Source organism: Leisingera sp. ANG-M6, from assembly GCF_000813905.1.
Lineage (GTDB): Bacteria > Pseudomonadota > Alphaproteobacteria > Rhodobacterales > Rhodobacteraceae > Leisingera.
In genome coordinates, this window is sequence record NZ_JWLG01000022.1 from 114054 (window position 1) to 138711 (window position 24658).

Consider the following 24658-nt stretch of genomic DNA (forward strand, 5'->3'; position numbering starts at 1 on the left):
GCCATGGCAGGCTTGAACCAGTAGTTAATTGGTTGGAGCAAACTCATGGCTCTCAAGCTTTCCGCCCCTGTTGGCGACAAAAAACGGATTACCAAGCCGGACCCGAAAACCGGCGAAAGCAAATTCAAACCGGTCAAGAATGCCCCGGCAGATGTCGAACTTGTGCGCCTGATGCTCAAGGCAAACGGCTACCCCGTCGACATCAGCACCAAATGCGATGCCGGGCTGATCAGCACCATCCGCGATTTCCAGAAAAAGAAGCTGGGGTTCAGGAAGCCCGACGGCATTGTCGATCCCGGCATGCGGACCTGGAACGCAGGCCTGCCCAAACTGGCCGCCCAGGTGTCCGCTGATGCCAAGATTGAACGGGTTGAGGTTGTCGAGAACGGCAAGACCAAGCTGATTACCGTGGCTGAGTTCGAGGCCGGGCAGGAGAAATTGCGCCGCCAGCTGCTGGCCAAAGCCGAAATGATGTACGGCCAGGCCGAATCCTGGGTCGATTTCTGCAATGACGTGGAAAAGACCCGCCAGGGCAACGAGACCTTCCTCAATGCGCTGACCGAGTTTGCCGTCAGCATGGTCAACGACAAGACCGATCCACCCTGGACCGCGATCCTGAACGCGCGCTCCGAAGCGAGCTTGATGAAGACCCTGACCAGCAAGAAGAAACCGGACTGGAAAAAGGTCTACAAACAGGACGTCAAGGCGACCAAGGCCTATAACAAGGGCGGCAAGGCCTTCAAGAAATTCATCGACGAACGCATCAGCACCGCCGGAGCGATCATCTGGAAGCTGGAGGTGGTGCGCGAGGTCTCCTTTGCCGTGGTCGAAACCTACATGACCGCACGGCTGGTGGCGACCAAGGGCATGTCGCCCGCCAAGGCCCACGCCATTGCCGCTGCCAGCACCGAGGCGCTGAAATCCAGCGCGGGCCAGCTGGGCGAGCATCTGGCGGGCAACAACGTGACCTGGGACGGTGCCGCCAAGAAAGTCTTTATCGACAGTTTCATCGCGGGGCTGGCAGGTGCCGCCGGCGGCAAGCTGACATCGAAACTCTCGGCAGGTCTTGCCGATGATCTGGCCAAGGCCGCGGCCTCCAGACTGTCGCGCGAGATGCCCAAGAAGGCAGTCAAAGTCTTCTTCGAGAAGTTCCTGAAATCCAAGGCCGGCGAGGCCATGGTGACTGAGGCGCTGAAGGAAACCATCGGCCTGGCAAAGCCCTTGATCGAAAAGGGCCGCCCGCCCAACACCAAGGAGATCAAGGAAAGCATCGCCAAGATCCTGACCGCAGGCATCATGTCCGCAGGCGCGGGCAAGGCGCTGGAGAAATTCTCCTCCGGCTTCACCGGGGCCGCCGAGAAGTTCCTCAAGACCAAGCTGGCGCCCGCCGCCATGGAGGGCGCGGTCAAGAAAGACCTCATCGCCAAATACGGCACCAAGGCCACCGAAGATTTTATCAAGCTGCACGGTGACGCCATCTACGGCGAGATCGCCAAACAGATCTCCGGCAAGTCGCTCAGCAAATACGCGGGTGAGGCGCTGAACGGCGCCGACGGCTCGCAATCGGCCTCTACCATGCAGAAACAGGCTAATGAGGCGATGCGCAAGGACATGGAGCTGCGCAAGAAGATCCAGAAGATCATCATGGCAGAGGCCAAACGGAAAATGCCCAAGTCCGCAACTGCGCATTAACGCAGGCGCACGGCCGGGGCAGGCTGCCGGAGGGGGCGGCAGCATGGGGGAGCGTCATCTTGGTGCTTCCCCGCCAGCGTTTGGGCCGTTATGACGGGTTGGAATTAAGGAGCCCGTATTATGACTCAACTCACACCGCAGCCCGGTATCATGGACATCGCCCTCTACCAGGGCGGGGCTGCCCATGTGAAAGGGGTGAGCAATGTTGTGAAGCTCTCCTCGAACGAGAACCCTTTTGGCCCCAGCCCGCGCGCCGTCCAGGCAATGCAGGATGCGGCGGCTAAAATGCACCGCTATCCCAGCTCGGATCACGGAGCATTGCGGCAGGCGATCGGCGAGGTGCACGGGCTGGATCCGGAGCAGATCATCTGCGGTGCAGGCAGTGATGAAATCATCGCTTTCCTGTGCCAGGCCTATGCCGGGCCGGGGGATGAGGTGCTGTATACCGAACACGGCTTTGCGATGTACCGCATCAGCGCACTGGCCGCCGGCGCCACCCCGGTGGAGGTGAAGGAGCGCGAGCGCGTCACAGACGTGGATGCGCTGCTGGCGGGTTGCACCGCCAGGACCAAGCTGGTGTTCATCGCCAACCCCAACAACCCCACCGGCACCATGATCAGCGAGGCTGAGGTTGCCCGGCTGGCCGATGGCATTCCCGCGGGCGCGCTCCTGGTGCTCGATGGCGCCTATGCGGAATATGTCGAGGGCTTTGACGCCGGCGCGGCCGTGATTGCCTCCCGCAGCAACGTCTTCATGACCCGCACCTTCTCTAAGATCTACGGCCTGGGCGGCGCCCGGATCGGCTGGGGTTACGGCCCCAAGGAGATCATCAATGTCCTGAACCGCGTGCGCGGCCCCTTCAACGCCTCCAGCACTGCACTCGCAGGTGCCGAGGCTTCGGTGCGGGATACGGATTACGTGGATCATTGCCGGGCCGAGAACGCCAAGTGGCGCAGCTGGCTTGCAAATGCGCTGGCTGAACTCGGCGTGCCCTCGGACGTCTCCAGCACCAATTTCATCCTGGCCCGTTTCTCCAGCCAGGCTGAAGCAGAAGCCTGCGACCTGTATCTGCAGGCCCAGGGGCTGATCGTGCGCCGGGTGGCGGGGTACAACCTGCCCACCGCGCTGCGCATCACTATCGGCGACGAGGATTCCTGCCGCCGCATCGCGCAGTGCGTCAAGGCGTTCAAAGAGGGGCAGGCATGAGCGAGCAAGTTTACGGCCGCGTCGCGCTGATCGGCCTGGGCCTGATTGCATCCTCAATGTTCTGGGCAATGAAACGCGCAGGGCTGGCGGGTGAAGTGACCGGCTATGCCCGGAGCGAAGAAACGCGTGCAACTGCTCGCAAGATCGGCCTCTGCGACCGCGTCTGCGACAGCGCGCGCGAAGCGGTGAAAGACGCTGATCTGGTGGTGCTCTGCGTGCCGGTCGGTGCCATGGGGCCGGTGATGGAAGATATCGCGCCGGTGCTGAAACCCGGTGCGACCGTGTCTGACGTCGGTTCGGTCAAACGCCATGTGATCGAGGCGGTGCAGCCGCATATTCCAGAGGGTGTTCATTTCGTTCCTGCGCACCCGCTGGCAGGGACGGAGCATTCCGGCCCCGAATCCGGTTTTGCCGAATTGTTCGACAACCGCTGGTCGCTGCTGGTCCCGGTCGAGGGCACTGATCCGGAGGCCACCGCCCGCCTGCGCGCGCTGTGGGAAGGGATGGGCGCCAATGTCGATGAAATGGATGCTGACCACCACGATCTGGTGCTGGCCGTCACCTCGCACACACCGCACCTGATCGCCTATACCATGGTGGGTGTAGCGGACGACCTGCGCCGGGTAACCGACAGCGAGGTGATCAAGTATTCCGCCGCCGGTTTCCGCGACTTCACCCGTATTGCCGCCTCGGACCCGACCATGTGGCGTGACGTGTTCCTGACCAACAAGGACGCCACGCTGGAAATCCTCGGCCGCTTCACGGAGGAACTCTTTGCCCTGCAGCGCGCCATCCGCACCGGCGATGGGGAGCACCTGCACGACTATTTCACACGTACCCGAGCCATCCGCCGCGGCATCATCGAAGCCGGCCAGGACACTGACGCGCCGGACTTCGGGCGGGGGCAAAAGAAGTGATCCGCGCAGGCGTGCTGATCCTGGCGGCCGTGTTCGGCGGGGCGGCGCTGGCCGCAACGCCGGATGCCTCAATGGAGCCGCCCGCTCGCCTTGCGGGGGACGCGAGCCTTGAAGCCATCGTAGCGCCGCTGCCCGGCATCCGCCCGGTCTCACGCCCGAAATCGGAACAGCGCCTGGCGGCAGCCTCCCGGCCTGCAAGTCTACCGATGCTGGCACCCGGCGCATCCTTGCTGCCCTTCGCGCGCCCGGACAGCCTGGCAGAGCAAGTGCTGTTCAAACGCCGCCAGCGCCGCAAGGGCTCGGTTTGCGGTGACATCGACATTCAGGGTGACGACGTCGGCCACGTCTCCGGCACGCTGCCCGGCTGCGGCGCCAAGGACGCGGTGAGGGTGCGCGAGATTGCCGGGGTGCGCCTCAGCCAGGCCTCGCTGATGACCTGCAACACCGCCCGCGCGCTGAAGACCTGGATCAACCGAGAGGTCGAAACCGCTTTTGGCCGCCGCAACAAGGTTGTCGGCTTGCGCGTCGCCGCCCATTACGCCTGCCGCACCCGCAACAACCGCCCCGGCGCCAAGATCTCCGAACACGGCAAGGCGCGGGCGATCGACATTTCCGGCTTTACCCTCGCCAGCGGAGAGACCGTTTCGGTGCTGCACGGCTGGCAGAACCGCAAGACCCGCAAGAAGCTGAAAAAGATCTGGCGCGCCGCCTGCGGCCCCTTCGGCACCGTGCTGGGGCCGGAAGCAGATCGCTATCACAAGGACCACTTCCACCTCGACGTGGCCCGCCACCGAGGCGGCACCTATTGCCGCTGAGACCCCGGGCAGCAATTCAGAATCCACTGTTCATCTGGCCCCAAATACCCTGAAGCGCGAGGCAGAGCCTCGCAAGAAATCTCCAGATGGATACAAGCCAGCGTTTGGCCTAGCGGATGATCAGCCGCGGCGCATGGCCCATGGGCAGCGGTCCAAGGGTGACATATCCGTCTGCAAACCCCAGCGTGATATCCAGGTTCTGCGGGTTGCCGCTGGCGCCGGCCAGCAGTCCCAGCACCCGCTCCACCGAGTTGCGCAAGGAAGGGGGCAATGCGCCACTGCGCTCAGCCATCAGCACCAGCCCGCGCCAGTTTTCCGCCTGCAGGGCAATCTCGCCCTCCGGCAGCCCCTGTTCATCCACCGTCAGTGTGCCAGTGGCCTTGAGCCGCAGATCGCCCCAGCGGGCATCGGCCAGTTTCAGATCAATCCGGCGCGGCTGCGGCCGCCGCTGCTCCAGTGCGGAGCGGTCCCAGGGCGCGTCAAAAGCAACTGCCATCTCCAGCGCCAGCGTGTCGAACCGCTCCGGCAGCGGCGCGCTGGCCGCCAAGAGCCGCCGCCAGGCGGCGCGCGGGGCGAACTCCCTTGCGTCTGCGGTGATCCGGTAGGTTTCTGGCCTTTCGGTTTGCACCATGCGCAGGTCCAGCGCCGCGCCGCTCAGCACGGTTTCGCCGCTGCGGGTAATCTGCCAGCTGTCCGCCACAGCGGCCATCTGTTCCAGCTCCAGCGCCGCGCCAGGCTTCAGGTGCAGGCTGGCCTGCAGCCCGTCAGCAGCAATCACCGCAGTCCGGTCGAAATAGGACAACCGTTGCGCCGTCGCCGGGAAATGCAGTTCCAGCTGCCCGGGCCATGCGGCGGGGCTCGACAGCTCCAGCCAGTCCGCCCGCCAGGCCGTGCCGCTGCGCGGATCCGCCAGCGTTGGGCGGCTGATCCGGGTCTGGTGCCGGAACGGATAACCCTGCGTCTCCAGCCCTGCATACTCCGCCTGCCAGCCCCGGTTCTCCTGCACGCCGAACCAGGCGGCAATGCCGTTTTTCAGCCCCCAGGCCGCCGCCGCCCAATAGAGGCTCCACACCAGAAAGGCCGCAATCAGCAGTTTTGCCAGGCGCATCGGATAGCCTCTTTTGTCCGGACCAGGATTGCTGTTTATAGGGAGGGCACGGAAAGGGCCAGACGACATGACAATGTGGGTATTCGGATACGGATCACTTCTTTGGAACCCGGGTTTTCCTGTGGCGCGGCGTGAGATCGCGGTGCTGCACGGCTACGCGCGCTCCTTCTGCATGTCCTCGATCCACCACCGCGGAAGCGAAGAAAATCCCGGCCTGGTGCTGGCGCTGGACGCGGTCGAAGACGCCCATTGCAAGGGCATCGCCCTGGCGGTTGAGGCGGGCCACGAGGAGCAGACCCTGGCAGAGCTGCGCGAGCGCGAGCTGATCTCCTCGGCCTATCTGGAGCGTGACCTTGTGGTCGAGCTGGCGGATGGCTCCACGGTCACCGCCGTCACCTACGTGATCGACCCGCATCATGTGCAGTATTGCGGCGGCCTCAGCCTCGAGGAACAGGCCCAGATCATCGCCCACGCCGTGGGCGGGCGAGGACCCAATACCGAGTATCTCTACAACACCGCTGAGCATCTGGCTGAGATCGGCCTGCATGACAGCGATCTGGACTGGCTGGCAGGCCGGGTGCGGGAAATCACGGCATAAAGCCTTGGCGCTTTTGACACTTTGCTTATAGGCTGCGGGGCAACACGAGCAGACAAAAGTGTCAGGAGCCAGCAATATGGCGCAGCCAGACCGCAAGACCCGGCCGCAGTTCTCCCAGCCGGTGCGGCAGATCATCATGATGCTGATCGCGCTGGGGCTTTCGGGGTTCGGCGCCTTCGTGGCGCTGCCGCGGGTGCTGCCGGTGTTCCAGGCCAATCCCTGGCTCAACGGCTTTATCGTGCTGGTTTTCGTGATTGGTGTGCTGGCCTGTTTCTGGCAGGTGGTGCAGCTGATTGGCTCGGTGCGCTGGATCGAACGCTTTGCCGCGGGCGACACTCAGGATCACCGCCGCCCGCCTTCGATACTGGCCCCCTTGGCCTCGCTGCTGGGTTCGCGTTCTGCCCGGATGCAGCTGGGATCCTCCTCCACACGATCCATTCTCGACTCCGTCGCCAGCCGCATCGACGAAGACCGCGAGATCACCCGCTACATCGTCAACCTGCTGATCTTTCTTGGCCTTCTCGGCACTTTCTACGGCTTGGCCACCACCGTTCCCGCCGTCGTCGACACCATCCGCAGCCTAGCGCCGCAGGAAGGTGAGGAGGGCCTCTCGGTCTTCAACCGCCTGATGACGGGCCTTGAGGCGCAGCTGGGCGGCATGGGCGTCGCCTTCGCTTCCTCGCTGCTGGGCCTCGCGGGCTCGCTGATCGTGGGCCTGCTCGAACTTTTCGCAGGCCACGGCCAGAACCGCTTTTACCGCGAGCTGGAGGAATGGCTCTCCTCCATCACCCGCGTCAGCTTCTCCTCGGGCGAGGAGGGCGCCGGGGACAGCGGCGTGGTCTCCCAGGTGCTCGACACCATGGCAGAGCAGATGGAGGCGCTGCAGGTCATGTTCGTTGAAACCGCCGAAGGCCGCGCCGCGGTGGATCAGCGCCTGACGGATCTGGTCGAAACCATACAGGACATGAACCGCCGACAGGATCAGACCGGCACCATCACCGCGGCGCTGGACCGGGTTGCCGTGGGGCAGGAGGCGCTGACCGAGATCCTGCGCGCCCAAAGCGAACACGGCGGTATCGACGCCGAAAGCCGGATGCGGCTTCGCTCGATCGATGTGCAGATGCTGCGCATCCTTGAGGAAATCTCGGCCGGCCGCCAGGAAAGCCTGTCGGAGCTGCGCAAGGACATCGACCTGATGATCAAGGCTTTCGCCCGCCCGCGCGGCCTGGCCCGCGGCGGCACATCAGACCGGGGCGCGGGGGAGTAAGCTATGGCCCTTTCCCGGCGCACAGGACAGCGGTTCCAGGCCTCGATCTGGCCTGGCTTCGTCGACGCGATGACCGGGCTTCTGCTGGTGCTGATGTTTGTGCTGACCATCTTCATGGTGGTGCAGTTCGTGCTGCGCGAAACCATCACCGGCCAGGAAAGCCAGCTGGATGAACTCTCCGCCGAGGTCAGCGCGCTGGCCTCGGCACTGGGGCTGGAAGAACGCGAAAACCGGCGCCTGAACGCCCGGTTGGGGGCGCTGATCTCGACCCTCAACACGGCGGAACAGGATCTGGAACAGGCCCGCAGCCTGATCACCTCGCTGACCGCCGAACGCGACCGCCAGGCCGGCGAATTGGCCGAGGCTGCCAGCCGCATCACCAGTTTTGAGGCTCAGGTGGCCGCGCTGATCGCCAGCCGCGACGCAGCTCAGGCGCGGATTGCGGACCTCAGCGCAGAACGCGAAAACCTCGAAGCCGCCCGCGCCGCACTCCTCAGCGAGCAGGAAGCGCTGAATCTGGCGCTGGCCCAGGCCCGCGGCGAAATCGATGCCCAGACAGAGGCAGCCCGGCTGGCAGCTGCACAGCGCGAGGCGATGGAGGCGCTGATCGCCAGCCTTGAAGCGGAGGAGGCAGCCAAGTCAGAAGAAATCGCCGGCCTGCAGGAACAGCTGAGCGCGGAGGAGGCCGCCCGGCTGGTTGAGGCCGCCGCCGCTGAGGCCCTGCGCGAGAAATTGCAGTCGGCAGATGCGGAACTGACCGCCATGACCCTGGCGCTGGAGGCGCAGCGGCAACAGGCTGAGGACACTCTGACCCTGCTGGCGGCGGCAGAGGCCGCAAAGAAACAGCTGGACGCGCAGCTCTTGGAACTGGAAGCCGCCCGTGCAGGCTCCGACGCCGAGGCCGGACGGCTGGCGGCGGAGCTTGCCGAAGCCAAAGCCGCCCTCGCAGCCGCGGAAACCCAGGCAGAGGATCTGGACGTGCTGCGCCAGCGCCTGCTGGCGGCAGTGACTGCGCAGGAGGCGGCAGAAGCCTCCGCAACCGAACGGCTGACCCAGGCCGAAGAACGCGCCGCCTTGCTGGCCCAGGCGCGGGCCGCCCTCTCGCAGGAACAGGCGGTATCGGAAGAAGCCCGCCGCGAAACCGCGCTGCTCAATCAGCAGGTCGCAGCCCTGCGCGAGCAGCTGGGCGGACTGCAGGCCATCCTGGACGATTACCAGGCCCGCGACGCGGCTCAGCAGGTGCAATTGCAGAACCTCGGCCAGGACCTGAACGCGGCCCTGGCCCGCGCGGCATCCGAGGAACGCAAGCGGCGGCTGCTGGAAGAGCAGGAGCGCAAGCGGCTGGAGGCCGAAGCGGAGGAGCTCACCGCCAAGGCGCAGGACCTGGAGCGCTACCGCTCCGAGTTCTTTGGCCGCCTGCGCGATCTGTTGGGCACTCAGGAAGGCGTCCGCATCCAGGGCGACCGTTTTGTCTTTGCCTCCGAGGTTCTGTTCCAGCCCGGCAGCGCCACCCTGTCGCCTGAAGGGCGGGTGGAGATCGCCAAGGTGGTGTCGATCCTGCAAAGCGTGGTGGCGGCCATCCCGCCGGAGATCAACTGGATCATCCGGGTCGACGGGCACACCGACAACACGCCGTTGGGCGCACACCCCAAGTTTGCCGATAACTGGGAGCTCAGCCAGGGCCGGGCGCTGTCGGTGGTGCGCTACATGGTTGAGGCGCTGGGTGTGCCGCCGTCGCGGCTGGCCGCCAACGGGTTCGGGGAATACCAGCCGGTCAACCCGGCAGACACGCCTGAGGCGCGCGCCCAGAACCGCCGGATCGAGCTGAAGTTTACCGAGAAGTGAGCCGTCCGGGCACCCGCCAGCAGCGGACCAGTTGAGCAGCAGAACCCCGCCACGGCCCGCGGGGTGCAACCCGCTTCACTAAAGGAGACAAGCTACTAGTTACACACGGGTTGCTGCCCCACCGGGCAGTAGGGCTGTCCTATAAACTATTGCGGTTTCCGGATTTATCAAATTAGAAGCGGCTTCCGGCCGCGCCGCAGCCCGCAGGCAGAGGCCTCCCGCCCGGCGCAAGCCGGCCCTGCCGGGCCGCCGCGCCCGTCGGGCCGGGCCGCTGCCGCGGCTGACGCCCCGGCAGCGGCGGTTGCAATACCGTTGAGAGGCCGCGCCTCAGGCGGGCGGGATCACCATCGTGCGGGAAAACCTGTCCACTTCGGTGCCGTCCCGCATCAGCCGGGCGGTTCCGGTATAGGTGCCTGCAGGCCATTGCCCGCCGCGCAGGCGGCGCCCGGCCGCGCGGAACAGTTGCGCCTGTGTGCGCTCCAGCGCTTCGCTGTGCGAGACCAGCTCACCGCCTGGACCGGTCACGCTCAACTCCAGCTGGTCGCCGGCCTGACTGCCATAGGCATAGGCCCAGAACACCAGCGCAGGCGCATCCGCCGCCAGTGGTGCTTGATCAGCGGTGCCGGCCTGAATTGCGTCAAATTCCGGAATGGCCGTGGAAAATCCGGCCCCGATCAGCCCGCCCGGCTGGTAGGGCAGGGGATCGGCCCACAGGGTATGCGAGGCGGGTCCGCCGCAGCTGTCCAGGCTGTCCGGCGCAAACGGGTCCACCACCGCGCCGTCCTTGCGCACCGACAGGTGCAGATGCGGGAACTGGGTCTGGCCGGACAGGCCAACCTCGCCCAGCACATCACCGGCCCGGACCTTCTGGCCGCTTTCAACCCGGATCGAGCCGCGCTTCATGTGGCAGTATTGGGTCTCCCAGCCGCTGCCGTGGCTTAGCACCACGCCGTTGCCGCATTCCTTGCCGTCTATGGCGGCTTCGTTCTGGCCATTGGCATACTGATCCGGCATCGAATTCCGGGTGCCGCGGACGACACCATCCGCCGCCGCGCGCACGGCAACACCTGCGTGCATGTCCGACAAGTAGGGCAAGGCAAAGTCGGTGCCCTTGTGGCCGTCATAGCTGAGCGTGCCGCAGGTGAAATCGGTTGCCTCTTTACCGGGATCGCGGTCCACGAACTGCTGGATGCGGCAGTCCTCACCCAGGGTGCAGTCCAGCGGGAACTGCAAAACAAAATCGCCCGCCGCGGCGGGCGCGGCGAGCGATAGTAATGTCAGCAGGGATGCGAGGCGCATCAATCCGCGGTCAGCAGCGGCGGCTTGTCACCGGAGATCCGCGGCTTGCCCGGGCCTTCCAGGCGCAGATCCAGCTTGCCGTCCTTGATGCCGACCTGGACCACTCCGCCCTTGGTCAGCTTGCCGAACAGCAGCTCCTCCGCCAGCGGCTTCTTGATGTGCTCCTGGATGACGCGGCCCAGCGGACGCGCGCCCATGCGGTCGTCATAGCCCTTCTCAGCCAGCCATTCGGCCGCCTTGCGGGTCAGTTCGATCGACACATTGCGGTCCATCAGCTGGGCTTCCAGCTGCAGGACGAACTTCTCGACCACTTGCAGGATCACCTCTTTGCCCAGCGGCGCGAAGGAGATCACCGCATCCAGGCGGTTGCGGAACTCCGGCGTGAAGGTGCGCTCGATGGCGGCGGTGTCCTCGCCTTCGCGGCGGTCGCGGCCAAAGCCGATGGCGGCCTTTGCCTGTTCCGATGCACCCGCGTTGGAGGTCATGATCAGGATCACGTTGCGGAAGTTCACGGTGCGGCCGTTGTGGTCGGTCAGCTGGCCGTTGTCCATCACCTGCAGCAGGATGTTGTAGACATCCGGATGCGCCTTCTCGATCTCATCGAGCAGCAGAACGCAGTGCGGGTGCTGGTCGACACCGTCGGTCAGCAGGCCGCCCTGGTCGAACCCGACATAACCCGGCGGTGCGCCGATCAGGCGGGAAACAGCGTGTTTCTCCATGTATTCCGACATGTCGAAACGCAGCAGTTCCACCCCCAGCTGATCAGCCAGCTGCTTGGCCACCTCGGTCTTGCCGACGCCGGTGGGGCCTGCAAACAGGTAGTTGCCGATCGGCTTCTCCGGCTCGCGCAGTCCGGCACGGGCCAGCTTGATGGCGCTCGACAACGCGGTAATGGCGTCGTCCTGACCGAAGACCACGCGCTTCAGCGACTTCTCCAGATCCTTCAGCACCTCGGCATCGTCCTTGGAGACGTTCTTGGGCGGGATGCGGGCGATCTTGGCCACAACAGCCTCGATTTCCTTGACGCCGATGGTCTTGCGGCGCTTGCTCTCGATGATCAGATGCTGCGCGGCGCCGGCCTCGTCGATCACGTCGATGGCCTTGTCCGGCAGCTTGCGGTCATTGATATAGCGCGCCGACAGTTCCACCGCGGTCTTGATCGCGTCGCCGGTGAACTTGATGCCGTGATGCTCCTCAAAATAGGGCTTCAATCCCTTCAGGATCTCGATGGAATCTTCCACCGTCGGCTCATTCACGTCGATCTTCTGGAACCGGCGGGACAGCGCGCGGTCCTTCTCGAAGTGCTGGCGGAACTCCTTGTAGGTGGTGGAGCCCATGGTGCGCAGCTTGCCGCCCTGCAGCGCAGGCTTCAGCAGGTTGGAGGCGTCCATGGCACCGCCGGAAGTTGCACCGGCACCAATCACGGTGTGGATCTCGTCGATGAACAGCACCGCGTCCGGATGCTCCTCCAGCTCGGAGACGACAGCCTTCAGCCGTTCCTCGAAATCGCCGCGGTAGCGGGTGCCCGCCAGCAATGCGCCCATGTCGAGCGAGTAGATGGTGGTTTCCGACAGGATTTCCGGGGTTTCGCCGGACACGATGCGGCGCGCGAGGCCCTCGGCGATGGCGGTCTTGCCGACACCGGGATCGCCCACCAGCAGCGGGTTGTTCTTGCGGCGGCGGCACAGCACCTGGATGCAGCGCTCCACCTCATGGTCGCGGCCGATCAGCGGGTCGATGTCGCCGTCGCGGGATTTTGCGTTCAGGTCAACGCAGTATTTCGCCAGCGCCGACTCCTTCTTCTCGCCCTCAGGCGCAGCGGTCAGATTGTCCTCTTCCTGTTCCGTCGCGCCGGACACCGGACGGGATTCCCCATAGGCCGGGTCCTTGGCAACGCCATGGGCGATGAAGTTCACCGCGTCATAACGGGTCATCTCCTGATCCTGCAGGAAATAGGCGGCGTCGCTCTCGCGCTCGGCAAAGATGGCGACCAGCACATTCGCCCCCGTTACCTCAGTCCGTCCCGAACTCTGGACGTGGATCGCGGCGCGCTGGATGACGCGCTGGAAGGCCGCGGTCGGCACCGCCTCCGATCCGTCGATGTCGGTCACAAGGTTGGCAAGATCCTCATCCACGAATTCCACAAGTGAGGATCGCAATTCCGAAAGGTCGACGCTGCAGGCGCGCATCACGCGGGCCGCGTCGGGCTCGTCGATCAGGGCCAGAAGCAGATGTTCCAGGGTTGCGAATTCATGACGGCGTTCATTCGCCAGCGCCAGCGCTGCGTGAATGGCCTGTTCCAGGGTGCTCGAGAATGAAGGCACGGTCGTGCTCCTCTGATCTTGGGTTGGCCGGTGGGGCGGTATTAACCAACCCCTCAGTTCAACCATGTGCTTATAAGGTTAGAGTTTGGTTGATAGAGCGCCGGCTTCAAGGTCTTTTCTTCATTTTGGGGTCACAATTATTTTCTCCCTGTTGCGCCCCGATACCCTTGATTTGCTCAAAAATTGTCTTTGCGCTTGCGGATTTCGGCAAAAACCTCTGCGTCTTCAGAGTCTTGCATGCCCAGATGTGCTCTCACGGCGCTGTCACCGGCACGCAGGAACGGATTGGTGTCAAGTTCCAATTGCAGGGAGGACGGCACCGTGGGGGTGCCGCTTTCGCGGGCCTTTGCGATATCACTTACCCGCGCCTGCAACGCCGGGTTGCCGGGGTCCACGGTGACCGCAAAAGCACCGTTAGCCTGGGTGTATTCATGTCCTGAATAAACCATAGTTTGCGGTGGCAGCGCGGCAAGTTTCGACAGGCTGGCCCACATCTGCTGGGGTGTGCCCTCAAACAGCCGTCCGCATCCCAGCGCCATCAGGCTGTCGGCGGTGAAAACCGCCGCCGCGCCGGGCATGTAAAAGGCGATATGACCCACTGTATGGCCGGACACATCCATCACCTGCACGTCTTCCCCCAGCAGCGTGAAACTGCCGCCGTCTTCGACTGCAAGGTCCAGCTCAGGTAGGCGGTGGGCATCGGTTGCAGCCCCAATGATCTTGGCGCCGAACTCCATCTGAAGTTTGGCTGCACCATCGACATGGTCCCAGTGATGATGGGTCAGCAGAATCCAGTCCAGCCCCCAGCCGCGCTCAGACAGGGCGGCCTTGACGGCGCCTGCCTCGGGCGCATCCACCAGCGCGGTCTCACCCGAGGCCGGATTATGGATCAAAAATGCATAGTTATCCGACAGGCAGGGCAGGGTGATGATCTCAAGGGGCATGGTCATTCGCCTTTACATTGCTAAACTGCGCCCAGATTGGCCGAAGCAGCAGGCGCCCGCAATGCATCTTGATGTCCAGGATCTCAGGAACTTCTACTACCGCAGCACCCTGGGGCGCGCGGCGCAGGCCTCGATCCGCGGCCGTCTGCTGGAGCTGTGGCCGGAGGCCGCCGGCCTGACAGTGGCAGGCTTCGGCTTTGCCGCACCGCTGTTACGCCCCTACCTGCCGGAGGCGCGCCGGGTGATGGCGCTTATGCCGGGGCCGCAGGGGGTGATGCAATGGCCTGCAGGCATGCCGAACGTTTCGGTCCTGTGCGAGGAGACCAGCTGGCCCATCGATACTGGCCGAGCTGACCGGCTGGTGGTGATGCACGGGCTGGAGACCTCGGAACGGCCCAGCAAGCTCCTAGAGGAATGCTGGCGGGCGCTGGGGCCGGGCGGACGGGCGATTTTCATTGTCCCGAACCGGGCGGGCCTCTGGGCGCGCTCCGATTTGACACCCTTCGGCTTTGGCCGGCCCTACACATTGCGCCAGCTGGAGGGGCAGTTGCGCGAACATCAGTTCGCCATTGAGCAGCACACCGCCGCGCTCTACCGGCTGCCCAGCCACAAGCGGTTCTGGCTGAAATCCGGCGCTATGCTGGAAAAGATGGGCCGCAAGCTGCCCGCAATGCTGGCCGGCGGGGTGTTCATGGTCGAAGTCAGCAAGCAGACCTACCCGCAAAAAGGCCACATGACCCGCACCAAGTCGCCCAGCCGCATCCGGGTGCTGGAGGGGCTGTCAAACCCGATGCCGGAACCGGCCTGAAGCGGCACCGGGGCAATCAGAACCGCCCGGCTCTGGCAATCAGGTAAACACCACGTCTCTGTTCACGATGACATCATCCGCGGAGAATGCGTTGCCCTCCGGAATGTCCATCACCAGCAGCTCAGTCCCATCCTCAGCCGCGAACGTGTAGCGGTAGACTTCCTGCTGCTCATACCGCCCGTCGAATTCGCGGGTGATTTCGAGGGGGCCTTCAATCTCCGAAGGCAGGTTCAATGTGACGGTGAAATCCGTGACGCTTGAGCTAGCCAGCGTCAGCAGCCCCGAGTCCCGGTCCAGATGCTCAGGGTAGATATTCACGGTCATCCGGTCGCCATCGCCAGCCATATGCACATCGTGGCCCATGCCAACGCTGAGCTGATTGCCGCCCTGGCTCTGGACTTCGATGTCTGCGCCGGCGTCGCGGGAAATGTCGACCACATCCGTGCCCAGGCCAGTGCGGACCTCAAGGTTGTCACCGCTGGCCGTCAGCGTGTCATCGCCTGCGCCCAGGTCGATGATGCTGCCGCTGTCCGAAGATCCGGCAGGGGTCCAGACAATGGCATCATCGCCGTTGCCGGCGTTCACCGACAGGCTGTGGCTGGTGGCGGTCAGCACGTCATTGCCGTCTCCCAGCCGTGCAACATCGTGAATGCCGCCCGCCTCAACAGTGTCATCTCCGCCAAAGGTGGAATAATAGGAGGAGCTGCCGCCAGCGTAGGTTTCACCGGTGCCGTCGCCAAACACCGGGTCAAGCTCCGGTCCGCCGCTGTCGATCAGCAGGATCTGGTCTGCAGAGAGATCGCTGACACCTTCCACCCGGATCACCGCCGTCTTGACGTAGGCGTCAGAGGCGGCATGGGAACCTGTAAAGCGAACAACCACCTCTGTGCTGTCCCCGTCAGGGCGCGTTTCAAACTCCACTATGCTGCCAAAATCCTGTCCCTCGAATTCGCCGGTATAAAGCGCCAGTACATCTTCCTCGGGGTCAAAGTCCCGGATGATGGTGGTTGTCTTCTCCGCATCCGTGAGTGTCGCGCCGGTATGCGTCGTCCCAACGTTGAACACATCTGCCCCGGCGCCGCCTGTCAGAATGCCAGGGGCCTCGCTCCGGTCAAAGGCGTGGGTATAGGTCAGCGTGTCGTTGCCTTCACCGCCATGAAGATCCACGTGGCCGTTGCCGGTCAGGTTATCTGCGCCGTCACCGCCGCTGCCGTAAGCACGTTCGCCAGACCAGGGCCGGAGGTGGATTTCGTCGTTTCCGGCGCCGCCTTCAAGCGTGCTGCCGCTTGAACCGCTCAGCGTGTCGTCGCCGGTGCCGCCTGAAACCGCGCTCTCCCTGCCGCTGTCAATGAGATCATTTCCGGCACCGCCCGTAACGGTACCTTGCAAGCCTGCGCTGATCGTATCATTGCCGCTGCCGCCATCAACCTCGGCTTCCCGGCCGGCGCTGATTTCGTCGTCGCCCTGACCGCCGGACACTTCGATGAAGGATCCCGCATCAATCGTGTCGTTTCCGTCCCCGCCTGTGGCGATGCCGTTGTTGCCAAAGTACAGGTAGTCATCCCCGTCACCGCCATGCAGGGTGAGATTGTCCACAAAGCGCTGGCCGAGAGTGTCGTTGCCGTCCAGGCCAAACCCGGTCTGGCCGCTGAATATCTCAAGCACGTCGTCTCCGGCCGTGCCGCGAACGGTTTCCTCAAATTCAGGCTCGGGTTCTGGCTCCGGCTCGGGGAGCAGTTCCGGCTCGTCAGGGGGGACGGGGGCATCGTCTTCGTCGTTGATCGAGTCGATGACGGCGGCTGCTGCGGCGACGCCGGCCGTGGCCATCAGGATTGCGGCAAGCATACTGCGGGCCCTTCGGTTGAATCATTTTTTTCAATAATCGTCACAATTGCGCCGAAACAGGGGTTTGTCCAGCACTCGGGGCGGCTCGCTGCAAGCAAGAGCGCGCCTTTCCTTTCAAGAGGCCATGCGGCGGCAAAACGGTGTTGCATTTCGATTCCCGAAATCTGTCCGCACCGCCCATTTGGGTGGTTTTTTCTCCATATGTGACGTTTTTTGGCGTAAATGCCGCTTTCCGGAATCGCCAAATCCTGCAGTTCAGCCGCACTTTTTTATAAAACGACTGTGGTCAAAGGGCCGCACTTGGTGCAAGTCGTTGAAAACAATGAAAACATGCTTTTTCCTGTTACCGTTATAGGCAGTTGATAGGTCGCATCCGCTCTGCTAGACCCACGCTGATTTCAACGCCCCGCTGCCAAGGGGGATGTCTCACGCCCCCGGACGCCTCCTGATCGCCAGGTACGCCAACCGGGGCCAAAAACATATCGGAAGGGTGGACGTGTCCGAACCAGCTTCGATTTCTGCAGGCATTGCCGCGCGCTATGCCACGGCGGTGTTCGACATCGCGGAAGAAAACAAGGCGCTCGACAGCCTTGAAACCAGCATCAATGATCTGGCAGCCGCGCTGGCTGACAGCGAAGAGCTTAACAGCCTGATCCATTCGCCGCTTGTGTCGCGCGAAGAGCAGGGCGCCGCAATCACTGCGGTGGCAGACAAGATGGGGCTGGACCCCGTCCTGCGCAACACCCTGGCCCTGATGGCCGACAAGCGCCGCCTGTTCGTGCTGCCCGCACTGATCGAGGCGCTGCGCGCCCGTCTGGCTGACGCCCGCGGCGAAGTGACCGCCGAGGTGGTTTCCGCCAAGGCGCTGACCAAGACCCAAAGCGAAAAGCTGGCCAAGACCCTGGCCGAGCGCGTGGGCAAGAAAGTTACCATCAATGCTTCCGTCGATGCCTCCATCATCGGCGGTCTTGTCGTTAAAGTGGGCTCGAAGATGATCGACAGCTCGATCCGCTCCAAGCTCAACTCCCTACAGAATGCAATGAAAGAGGTCGGATAAATGGGTATCCAAGCAGCAGAGATTTCTGCGATCCTGAAAGACCAGATCAAGAATTTTGGTCAAGAAGCCGAAGTGGCAGAAATCGGCCGCGTGCTGTCCGTCGGTGACGGTATTGCCCGCGTTTACGGCCTCGACAACGTCCAGGCCGGCGAAATGGTCGAGTTCCCGGGCGGCATCATGGGCATGGCGCTGAACCTCGAAGCCGACAACGTCGGTATCGTGATCTTCGGCTCCGACCGCGACATTAAAGAAGGCGACACCGTCAAGCGCACCAACGCCATCGTGGACGTTCCGGTCGGCAACGGCCTGCTGGGCCGCGTTGTTGACGGCCTGGGCAACCCGCTGGACGGCAAGGGCCCGATCGAAGACGTTACCCGCGGCGTTGCCGACGTGAAAGCACCGGGCATCATCCCGCGAAAATCGGTTCACGAACCGATGGCAACCGGCCTCAAGTCCGTTGACGCGATGATCCCGATCGGCCGCGGCCAGCGCGAGCTGATCATCGGCGACCGTCAGACCGGCAAAACCGCCGTTGCTCTGGACGCGATGCTGAACCAGAAATCCTACAACGACGCCGCCGGCGACGACGAGAGCAAGAAGCTGTACTGCGTTTACGTCGCGGTTGGCCAGAAGCGCTCCACCGTGGCTCAGCTGGTGAAGAAACTGGAAGAGTCCGGCGCGATGGAATACTCCATCGTTGTGGCCGCAACCGCGTCCGACCCGGCACCGCTGCAGTTCCTGGCGCCCTACGCCGCAACCGCAATGGCGGAATTCTTCCGCGACAACGGCCGCCACGCGCTGATCATCTATGATGACCTGTCCAAACAGGCGGTTGCTTACCGTCAGATGTCGCTGCTGCTGCGCCGTCCGCCGGGACGTGAAGCTTACCCGGGCGACGTTTTCTACCTGCACTCCCGCCTGCTGGAGCGTTCGGCCAAGCTGAACGAGGACTTCGGTGCCGGCTCGCTGACCGCGCTGCCGATCATCGAAACCCAGGGCGGCGACGTGTCCGCGTTTATTCCGACCAACGTGATCTCGATCACCGACGGCCAGATCTTCCTGGAAACCGAACTGTTCTACCAGGGCATCCGCCCCGCCGTGAACACCGGTCTGTCGGTTTCCCGCGTTGGCTCCTCGGCCCAGACCAAGGCGATGTCCTCGGTTGCAGGCCCGGTTAAGCTGTCGCTGGCTCAGTACCGCGAAATGGCTGCCTTTGCGCAGTTCGGCTCCGACCTGGATGCCGCCACCCAGCAGCTGCTGGCCCGCGGCGCCCGTCTGACCGAGCTGATGAAGCAGCCGCAGTACTCGCCGCTGACCAACGCCGAAATCGTCTGCGTCATCTTCGCCGGCACCAACGGCTACCTCGACAAAGTCGACGTCAAGGACGTCGGCCGCTACGAGGCAGGCCTGCTGAGCCACCTGCGCGGCAAACATGCCGACCTGCTTGCCGACATCACCAACAACGACCGAAAGGTGAAGGACGAGCTGGCTGACAAGGTAAAGGCTGCGCTGGACGAGTTCGCCGCTAGCTTCGCTTAAGGGGGGACGAGGCAATGCCGAGTCTTAAGGACCTTAAAACCAGGATCGAGTCGGTCAAATCGACCCGCAAGATCACCAAAGCCATGCAGATGGTGGCTGCGGCGAAACTTCGCCGCGCCCAGGAAGCTGCCGAGGACTCCCGTCCCTACACCAAGCGGTTCAATGCCGTGATGGCAGGGCTGGCGGCCTCGGTCGGCGGCAGCGAGTCAGCGCCCAAGCTGCTTCGCGGCACCGGCAGCGACCAAGTCCAGCTGCTTGTCGTCATGACCGCCGAGCGCGGGCTGTGCGGCGGCTTCAACTCGAACATTGCCAAGCTCGCCCGCCAAAAGGCGGCTGAGCTGAAGGCCGCGGGCAAGACGGTGAAGATCCTCACCGTCGGCAAGAAGGGCCGCGATGCCCTGAAGCGCGACCTTGGCGATGACTTCATCGGCCATGTGGACCTGAGCGAAGTCAAACGTGTTGGCTATGCCAACGCGCAGGACATCGCAAAGGGGATCCTCACCCGCTTTGACGCAGGTGAATTCGACGTTGCCACGATCTTCTACGCGGAGTTCGTCAATGTCGTGACCCAGATCCCCACCGCACAGCAGATCATTCCGGCGTCCTTCGAGGCATCGGAAGGCGAAAGCACTGGCGCCGTCTATGACTACGAGCCCGGCGAAGAGCAGATCCTTGCGGACCTGCTGCCGCGCGGCGTGGCGACCCAGATCTTCTCGGCCCTGCTGGAAAACGGTGCATCCGAACAGGGTGCGCGGATGAGCGCGATGGACAATGCGACCCGCAACGCGGGCGACATGATCGACAAGCTGACCATCCAGTTCAACCGCTCGCGCCAGGCCGTGATCACCAATGAGCTGATTGAAATCATTTCGGGCGCTGAGGCGCTCTAAGAGACAACCGGAGACCAACTAATGGCACAAGCAAAAGGCAAGGTGACCCAGATCATCGGCGCCGTTGTGGACGTCCAGTTTGACGACCACCTGCCCGCAATTCTGAACGCACTGAACACTGAGAACGACGGCAAGACCCTGGTTCTCGAAGTGGCTCAGCACCTCGGCGAAAACACCGTCCGCACCATCGCAATGGACGCAACCGAGGGCCTGGTCCGCGGTCAGGAAGTGACCGACACCGGCGCCCCGATCTCGATCCCGGTCGGTAACGCCACCCTGGGCCGCATCCTGAACGTCGTGGGCGAGCCCGTGGACGAAAAGGGCCCGGTCAACGCATCCGAGACCCGCGCCATCCACCAGCCGGCACCCGAGTTCAACGAACAGTCGACCGAGTCGGAAGTTCTGGTGACCGGCATCAAGGTGATCGACCTGCTGGCGCCTTACTCCAAAGGCGGCAAGATCGGCCTGTTCGGCGGCGCCGGCGTGGGCAAGACCGTTCTCATCATGGAACTGATCAACAACATCGCAAAAGTGCACTCGGGCTACTCCGTGTTCGCCGGTGTTGGCGAGCGGACCCGTGAAGGCAACGACCTGTACTGGGAAATGATCGAATCCAACGTGATCAAGCCGGACAACCTGGAAGAGTCCCAGGTGGCCCTGGTTTACGGTCAGATGAACGAACCTCCGGGAGCCCGTGCCCGTGTTGCGCTGACCGGCCTGACCCTGGCCGAACAGTTCCGCGACCAGTCCGGCACCGACGTTCTGTTCTTCGTGGACAACATCTTCCGCTTCACCCAGGCCGGTTCTGAGGTGTCCGCTCTGCTCGGCCGTATTCCTTCGGCTGTGGGCTACCAGCCGACCCTGGCAACCGACATGGGCGCGATGCAGGAACGCATCACCTCCACCAAGAACGGCTCGATCACCTCGATCCAGGCCGTCTACGTTCCCGCGGACGACCTTACCGACCCGGCACCGGCAACCACCTTTGCCCACCTGGACGCGACCACCGTTCTTAACCGTGCGATCTCCGAGCTCGGCATCTACCCCGCTGTGGACCCGCTCGATAGCTCGTCGCGCCTGATGGACCCGCAGATCGTTGGCGAAGAGCACTACGCAGTGGCTTCCGACGTTCAGCAAATCCTCCAGCGCTACAAGTCGCTGCAGGACATCATCGCGATCCTCGGCATGGACGAACTGTCGGAAGAGGACAAGCTGACCGTTGCGCGTGCGCGTAAGATCCAGCGTTTCCTGTCCCAGCCGTTCGACGTTGCGAAGGTCTTCACCGGCTCCGACGGTGTCCAGGTTTCCCTGGAAGACACCATCTCGTCGTTCAAGGCCGTTGTGGCTGGCGAATACGACCACCTGCCCGAAGGCGCCTTCTACATGGTTGGCGGCATCGACGAAGTGATCGCCAAAGCCGAGAAGATGGCTGCGGAAGCCGCCTAAGAACGGATTTTCCCCCGCGCCCTCGCGGTGCGGGGGGACCCTGAAAGGAGGCCCCAATGGCACAAACGATGCAATTCGACCTCGTGAGCCCCGAGCGGAGCCTGGCTTCGCTGCAGGCCAGCGCGGTTCAGATCCCCGGAGCCGAGGGTGACATGACGGCGATGCCTCAGCACGCGCCGACCATCACCACCCTGCGCCCCGGCGTGCTGAAGGTCGAAAGCCCCGAAGGCAATTCGGAGTATCTGGTGACCGGCGGTTTTGCCGAAATCGCAGGCGACAGCCTGTCGGTTTTGGCCGAACGCGCGATCCCGATGGCCGAGATGACCCGCGATCAGATGAACGACCTGATCGAGGAAGCCCGCGAGATGTACAAGACCGCGAAAGAGGAAGACCAGCCGCACGGCCTGGTCGAGGACGCAGCCAAGCTGCTCGCCGACATGGAAGCACTGGGCACCCATATGTCCCTCTGATCCAGGCGCGGATTGGACGAATAAGAAGCCGGCTCCCAGTGGGGGCCGGTTTTTTGTTGGGCCTCCCGTGACGTTTTCCTGGGAGGGAAACGCCCAGGAAATCTGGCAATTTTCCTAGCCGGAGTTTTGCTGAAACTCCGGTCGGCAGACTGAAAACGGCACAATCAGCCGGGCATGGACCCTGCCTTGCCAGGCATCAAAGCCTGCGCTCGATCCCGCGCATCAGGGTGAACGTCCGCCGCCAGAGTTTTTCATACTCCGGGACCGACCGGGTCCGGTAGAGTTCACTGGCCTGCTCGAATTTCCCCGCTTCCAGTAGGCTTGAGATTTCCCGCCCGGTTGCAATCGCGGTCTCGAACAGCGCGATTATTTCGGACATTTCCGACGCCGTTTGCTCATCCGTGCGGCCTCTGCGCAGCTGCGCCTTGATCCGGTTGAGGTTGAGCGGGATGACCTGTTTGGAAACGCCGGAGAACACGTCGATCTCAGAGCCGTCTTCATTGGCCGGGCGGGCCCAGCCACCGAGATGCGCAACAAGCGCCTTGGTTTGAAGGTGGTAGAGGTGACGGGAATCATGCTCGACCGCAACGATCGTTTCATAGTCGGTGATCAGTTGTTCGGCCGGATCGGCGCCTGAACCGGCCTGAGCGGCGGCGCTCACCGAAGTGGCCATGACCATTGCGGCAGCGATTGCCAAAAGCATTTTCCTCATCAACTCCTCCCAGCAGGCTCCGGCCGAGTGTACCACAGGGCACCCGGCCTGTCCGAACCGGCCCCGGATCTGCCCTTGAGACGGGCAGCGTTTCCCGCCAGCAGGGATCCTTTTCCGCATTTCGCCACCGTCCCCGGCTGCTGTTCAAATCACCCAAGCCTTAACCCAATTCTCACCAAATTTTCCGAAATTGCCCTGTATGACGTTTACCTAACCAGCAGGATTCCCCGTGACTGATTGGACCTCCGGCTATGTCGCCGGCATCGACTACACCTTCGACTTCCACCGCCAGCTGACCCCAGCCTTGCTGGGCTTCACCGCAACCGCCCAGGGCCACCGGCACGGGCTGGACGGCGCAGGCCTCACCTATTGCGAGCTGGGCTGCGGCCAGGGGTTCTCCGCCAACCTGCTGGCTGCCGCCAACCCGCATATCGAATTTCACGCGATGGACTTCAGCCCCTCCCATATCGCAGGCGCCGTCGAGCTGGCGCAGGAGGCGGCGCTGGACAACATGTTCTTCCACGAGCGCAGCTTCGAGGATTTCGGCGATACCTCCGGCCTACCTGCGTCCTTCGACATCATCGCGCTGCACGGGGTTTACAGCTGGGTGTCAGAGGAGAATCGCCAGTATATCCTGCGCTTCATTGCCGACCGGCTGAAACCGGGCGGCTTGGTCTATGTCAGCAGCAACACCCAGCCCGGCTGGGCCGCCGCGATGCCGCTGCGCCGGATCCTGGCCAGCCGGGCAGAGCAGAGCCGGGGCACCCTGCAAGGCCGGATCAGGGAAGCGATGGCGTTTGGCCGCCAGCTGGCCGGCGCCGGCGGCGGTTATTTCGAACGGAACCCGGCGGTTGCTGCCCGCCTTGAGCATATGGCGTCGATGCCTGAAAACTATGTGGCGCATGAGTATTTCAACAAGGATTGGACCCCTTTCTTCTTCGAGGACCTTGCCGCCGAACTGGGCACTGCCAAGCTCAGCTTTGCAGGCTCCGTCAGCCTGATGGACAATCTCGACTGTGTCCGCTTCACGCCAGAACAACGCGCCCTGCTGGACAGCGAAAGCGACCCGGTCCGCCGCGAAGGCCTGCGCGATGTGCTGCTGAACGAGCACTTCCGCACCGATGTTTTTGTCAAAGGGCGGCTTGCGCATACCCCGCGCGGTGAAATCGGCGCCTGGTTTGCCACAACATTGGCCCTGACCCGCCCCTACAATGGCGGCGCGCTCAAATTCCACCACCGCAGTCAGGATGTGCCGCTGGCGCAGGCAGAATACGCGCCCGTGCTGCAGGCGCTCTCCCAAGGCCCGGCCACGGTGCGCAGCCTGCTGGATCAGGGCGCCTTCGGCACCATGGAGTGGGGCGCCATAACCCGGATGCTGACGGTGCTGGCCGGCACCGGCCAGATCGCCCCGGCCTTGCCGCAGGAGGGGCTGGAGCACCGCACCGCCGCTTGCCGCGCCTTCAACCTCGCGGTCTGCAAGCGGGCCGAGGAAAGCGATGCCCTGCGCTATCTCGCTTCACCCGTCACCGGCGGCGGGGTGGAACTGGACCGGTTCGAGCAGCTGTTTCTTCTTGCCCGCAGCGAGGGGCTGGAGACGCCCGCGGACTGGGCCGCCCTGGCCTGGCGCATTCTGGCGCCGCAGGGCCAGCGCCTGCAGCACGACGGACGGGTGCTGGAGACGGAGGAGGAAAACCTCGCCCTCCTGCGTGCCCGTGCGGGTAATTTCGCAGCCCGCCGCCTGCCGCTCTGCGAAAGCCTCGGGGTGACGCTGGAAGACAGCCGCCAGGCCCCGGCGCAGGCGCAGAACGCCGCGGCCTGAATCGCGGGAATGCAGGGGCGGGAAAACATGCGCCATCCGCCCCTCATTAGCATTTCG

The 24658-nt window shown here is 63.6% G+C and carries 20 protein-coding genes; 14 read left to right on the forward strand and 6 right to left on the reverse strand.

From position 1 onward, the window contains the following. The first annotated feature begins 45 nt into the window (after window positions 1-45). From RA24_RS19270 to RA24_RS19285, 4 genes are all read left to right on the forward strand, one after another. Window positions 46-1692, forward strand: coding sequence for a hypothetical protein (locus tag RA24_RS19270; protein WP_019297859.1), 1647 nt, complete (start codon window positions 46-48; stop codon window positions 1690-1692). 120 nt (window positions 1693-1812) lie between these two features. Next, a complete protein-coding gene (gene hisC / locus RA24_RS19275) occupies window positions 1813-2898 on the forward strand; it encodes a histidinol-phosphate transaminase (RefSeq protein WP_039193610.1) in 1086 nt (361 codons plus the stop codon). Then, complete coding sequence (locus tag RA24_RS19280) at window positions 2895-3815, forward strand: prephenate/arogenate dehydrogenase family protein (RefSeq protein WP_039193613.1); 921 nt, start codon at window positions 2895-2897, stop codon at window positions 3813-3815. The genes hisC and RA24_RS19280 overlap by 4 nt, the downstream gene beginning before the upstream one ends. Beyond that, window positions 3812-4630, forward strand: coding sequence for an extensin-like domain-containing protein (locus tag RA24_RS19285; RefSeq protein ID WP_039193615.1), 819 nt, complete (start codon window positions 3812-3814; stop codon window positions 4628-4630). The genes RA24_RS19280 and RA24_RS19285 overlap by 4 nt, the downstream gene beginning before the upstream one ends. A 109-nt stretch (window positions 4631-4739) precedes the next feature. Here the strand turns inward: RA24_RS19285 and RA24_RS19290 are convergent, their stop codons facing one another. Further along, window positions 4740-5738 (reverse strand): DUF2125 domain-containing protein, encoded by a 999-nt coding sequence (locus RA24_RS19290; RefSeq protein ID WP_039193617.1) that lies wholly within the window; start codon window positions 5736-5738, stop codon window positions 4740-4742. Between the two features lie 67 nt (window positions 5739-5805). Here RA24_RS19290 and RA24_RS19295 point away from each other — a divergent pair, with 67 nt between their 5' ends. The 3 genes from RA24_RS19295 to RA24_RS19305 all read left to right on the forward strand — a co-directional run bounded on the left by RA24_RS19295 (window position 5806) and on the right by RA24_RS19305 (window position 9448). Beyond that, entirely contained in the window at window positions 5806-6336 is a 531-nt protein-coding gene (locus RA24_RS19295) for a gamma-glutamylcyclotransferase (RefSeq protein WP_039193621.1), read from the forward strand. A 76-nt stretch (window positions 6337-6412) separates the two neighbouring features. Then, window positions 6413-7603, forward strand: a complete 1191-nt coding sequence (locus RA24_RS19300) for a biopolymer transporter ExbB (RefSeq protein ID WP_039193624.1) — start codon at window positions 6413-6415, stop codon at window positions 7601-7603. A gap of 3 nt (window positions 7604-7606) precedes the next feature. Further along, a complete protein-coding gene (locus tag RA24_RS19305) occupies window positions 7607-9448 on the forward strand; it encodes a peptidoglycan -binding protein (protein ID WP_039193627.1) in 1842 nt (613 codons plus the stop codon). 327 nt (window positions 9449-9775) lie between these two features. Here RA24_RS19305 and RA24_RS19310 read toward each other — a convergent pair whose 3' ends face one another. From RA24_RS19310 to gloB, 3 genes are all read right to left on the reverse strand, one after another. Continuing rightward, the gene (locus tag RA24_RS19310; protein ID WP_039193630.1) at window positions 9776-10747 is read right to left on the reverse strand and encodes a M23 family metallopeptidase; all 972 of its coding nucleotides are present in this window, start codon (window positions 10745-10747) and stop codon (window positions 9776-9778) included. Then, complete coding sequence (gene clpA / locus RA24_RS19315; protein WP_019298622.1) at window positions 10747-13071, reverse strand: ATP-dependent Clp protease ATP-binding subunit ClpA; 2325 nt, start codon at window positions 13069-13071, stop codon at window positions 10747-10749. The genes RA24_RS19310 and clpA overlap by 1 nt, the downstream gene beginning before the upstream one ends. A gap of 176 nt (window positions 13072-13247) precedes the next feature. Next, window positions 13248-14021 carry a hydroxyacylglutathione hydrolase gene (gene gloB, locus RA24_RS19320; protein ID WP_039193632.1) on the reverse strand — a complete coding sequence of 258 codons (774 nt, stop codon included), beginning with the start codon at window positions 14019-14021 and terminating at the stop codon, window positions 13248-13250. A 55-nt stretch (window positions 14022-14076) separates the two neighbouring features. Between gloB and RA24_RS19325 the strand changes: the two genes are divergently transcribed. After that, complete coding sequence (locus RA24_RS19325; RefSeq protein WP_019298624.1) at window positions 14077-14823, forward strand: class I SAM-dependent methyltransferase; 747 nt, start codon at window positions 14077-14079, stop codon at window positions 14821-14823. A 39-nt stretch (window positions 14824-14862) separates the two neighbouring features. On the opposite strand, the gene RA24_RS19330 is transcribed toward RA24_RS19325, so the two are convergent. After that, window positions 14863-16668, reverse strand: a complete 1806-nt coding sequence (locus tag RA24_RS19330; RefSeq protein ID WP_039193635.1) for a hypothetical protein — start codon at window positions 16666-16668, stop codon at window positions 14863-14865. 496 nt (window positions 16669-17164) lie between these two features. Between RA24_RS19330 and RA24_RS19335 the strand changes: the two genes are divergently transcribed. The 5 genes from RA24_RS19335 to RA24_RS19355 are packed head-to-tail and all read left to right on the forward strand — an operon-like array spanning window position 17165 to window position 22070. Then, on the forward strand, window positions 17165-17725 hold the full coding sequence (locus tag RA24_RS19335; RefSeq protein WP_039193638.1) for a F0F1 ATP synthase subunit delta: 561 nt from the start codon (window positions 17165-17167) through the stop codon (window positions 17723-17725). Further along, window positions 17726-19264, forward strand: a complete 1539-nt coding sequence (atpA, locus tag RA24_RS19340; RefSeq protein WP_019298627.1) for a F0F1 ATP synthase subunit alpha — start codon at window positions 17726-17728, stop codon at window positions 19262-19264. 14 nt (window positions 19265-19278) lie between these two features. Next, window positions 19279-20154, forward strand: coding sequence for a F0F1 ATP synthase subunit gamma (locus RA24_RS19345; RefSeq protein WP_019298628.1), 876 nt, complete (start codon window positions 19279-19281; stop codon window positions 20152-20154). Window positions 20155-20175: 21 nt separating this feature from the next. Beyond that, window positions 20176-21600: a F0F1 ATP synthase subunit beta gene (gene atpD / locus RA24_RS19350; RefSeq protein WP_019298629.1), complete on the forward strand. Its 1425-nt coding sequence runs from the start codon at window positions 20176-20178 to the stop codon at window positions 21598-21600. 56 nt (window positions 21601-21656) lie between these two features. Beyond that, complete coding sequence (locus tag RA24_RS19355) at window positions 21657-22070, forward strand: F0F1 ATP synthase subunit epsilon (RefSeq protein WP_019298630.1); 414 nt, start codon at window positions 21657-21659, stop codon at window positions 22068-22070. A 196-nt stretch (window positions 22071-22266) separates the two neighbouring features. Here RA24_RS19355 and RA24_RS19360 read toward each other — a convergent pair whose 3' ends face one another. Continuing rightward, a complete protein-coding gene (locus tag RA24_RS19360) occupies window positions 22267-22782 on the reverse strand; it encodes a hypothetical protein (protein WP_193747153.1) in 516 nt (171 codons plus the stop codon). A 229-nt stretch (window positions 22783-23011) separates the two neighbouring features. On the opposite strand from RA24_RS19360, the gene RA24_RS19365 reads away from it, so the two are divergent. Further along, entirely contained in the window at window positions 23012-24601 is a 1590-nt protein-coding gene (locus RA24_RS19365) for a class I SAM-dependent methyltransferase (RefSeq protein ID WP_039193641.1), read from the forward strand. Window positions 24602-24658: the final 57 nt, after the last annotated feature.

Bases quoted from the DNA above. Each gene is read 5' to 3' on its own strand.
- RA24_RS19270 (WP_019297859.1), top strand. From the start codon at position 46: ATGGCTCTCAAGCTTTCCGCCCCTGTTGGCGACAAAAAACGGATTACC.
- hisC (WP_039193610.1), top strand. From the start codon at position 1,813: ATGACTCAACTCACACCGCAGCCCGGTATCATGGACATCGCCCTCTAC.
- RA24_RS19280 (WP_039193613.1), top strand. From the start codon at position 2,895: ATGAGCGAGCAAGTTTACGGCCGCGTCGCGCTGATCGGCCTGGGCCTG.
- RA24_RS19290 (WP_039193617.1), bottom strand. From the start codon at position 5,738: ATGCGCCTGGCAAAACTGCTGATTGCGGCCTTTCTGGTGTGGAGCCTC.
- RA24_RS19295 (WP_039193621.1), top strand. From the start codon at position 5,806: ATGACAATGTGGGTATTCGGATACGGATCACTTCTTTGGAACCCGGGT.
- RA24_RS19300 (WP_039193624.1), top strand. From the start codon at position 6,413: ATGGCGCAGCCAGACCGCAAGACCCGGCCGCAGTTCTCCCAGCCGGTG.
- RA24_RS19305 (WP_039193627.1), top strand. From the start codon at position 7,607: ATGGCCCTTTCCCGGCGCACAGGACAGCGGTTCCAGGCCTCGATCTGG.
- RA24_RS19310 (WP_039193630.1), bottom strand. From the start codon at position 10,747: ATGCGCCTCGCATCCCTGCTGACATTACTATCGCTCGCCGCGCCCGCC.
- gloB (WP_039193632.1), bottom strand. From the start codon at position 14,021: ATGACCATGCCCCTTGAGATCATCACCCTGCCCTGCCTGTCGGATAAC.
- RA24_RS19325 (WP_019298624.1), top strand. From the start codon at position 14,077: ATGCATCTTGATGTCCAGGATCTCAGGAACTTCTACTACCGCAGCACC.
- RA24_RS19330 (WP_039193635.1), bottom strand. From the start codon at position 16,668: ATGCTTGCCGCAATCCTGATGGCCACGGCCGGCGTCGCCGCAGCAGCC.
- atpA (WP_019298627.1), top strand. From the start codon at position 17,726: ATGGGTATCCAAGCAGCAGAGATTTCTGCGATCCTGAAAGACCAGATC.
- RA24_RS19345 (WP_019298628.1), top strand. From the start codon at position 19,279: ATGCCGAGTCTTAAGGACCTTAAAACCAGGATCGAGTCGGTCAAATCG.
- atpD (WP_019298629.1), top strand. From the start codon at position 20,176: ATGGCACAAGCAAAAGGCAAGGTGACCCAGATCATCGGCGCCGTTGTG.
- RA24_RS19355 (WP_019298630.1), top strand. From the start codon at position 21,657: ATGGCACAAACGATGCAATTCGACCTCGTGAGCCCCGAGCGGAGCCTG.
- RA24_RS19360 (WP_193747153.1), bottom strand. From the start codon at position 22,782: ATGAGGAAAATGCTTTTGGCAATCGCTGCCGCAATGGTCATGGCCACT.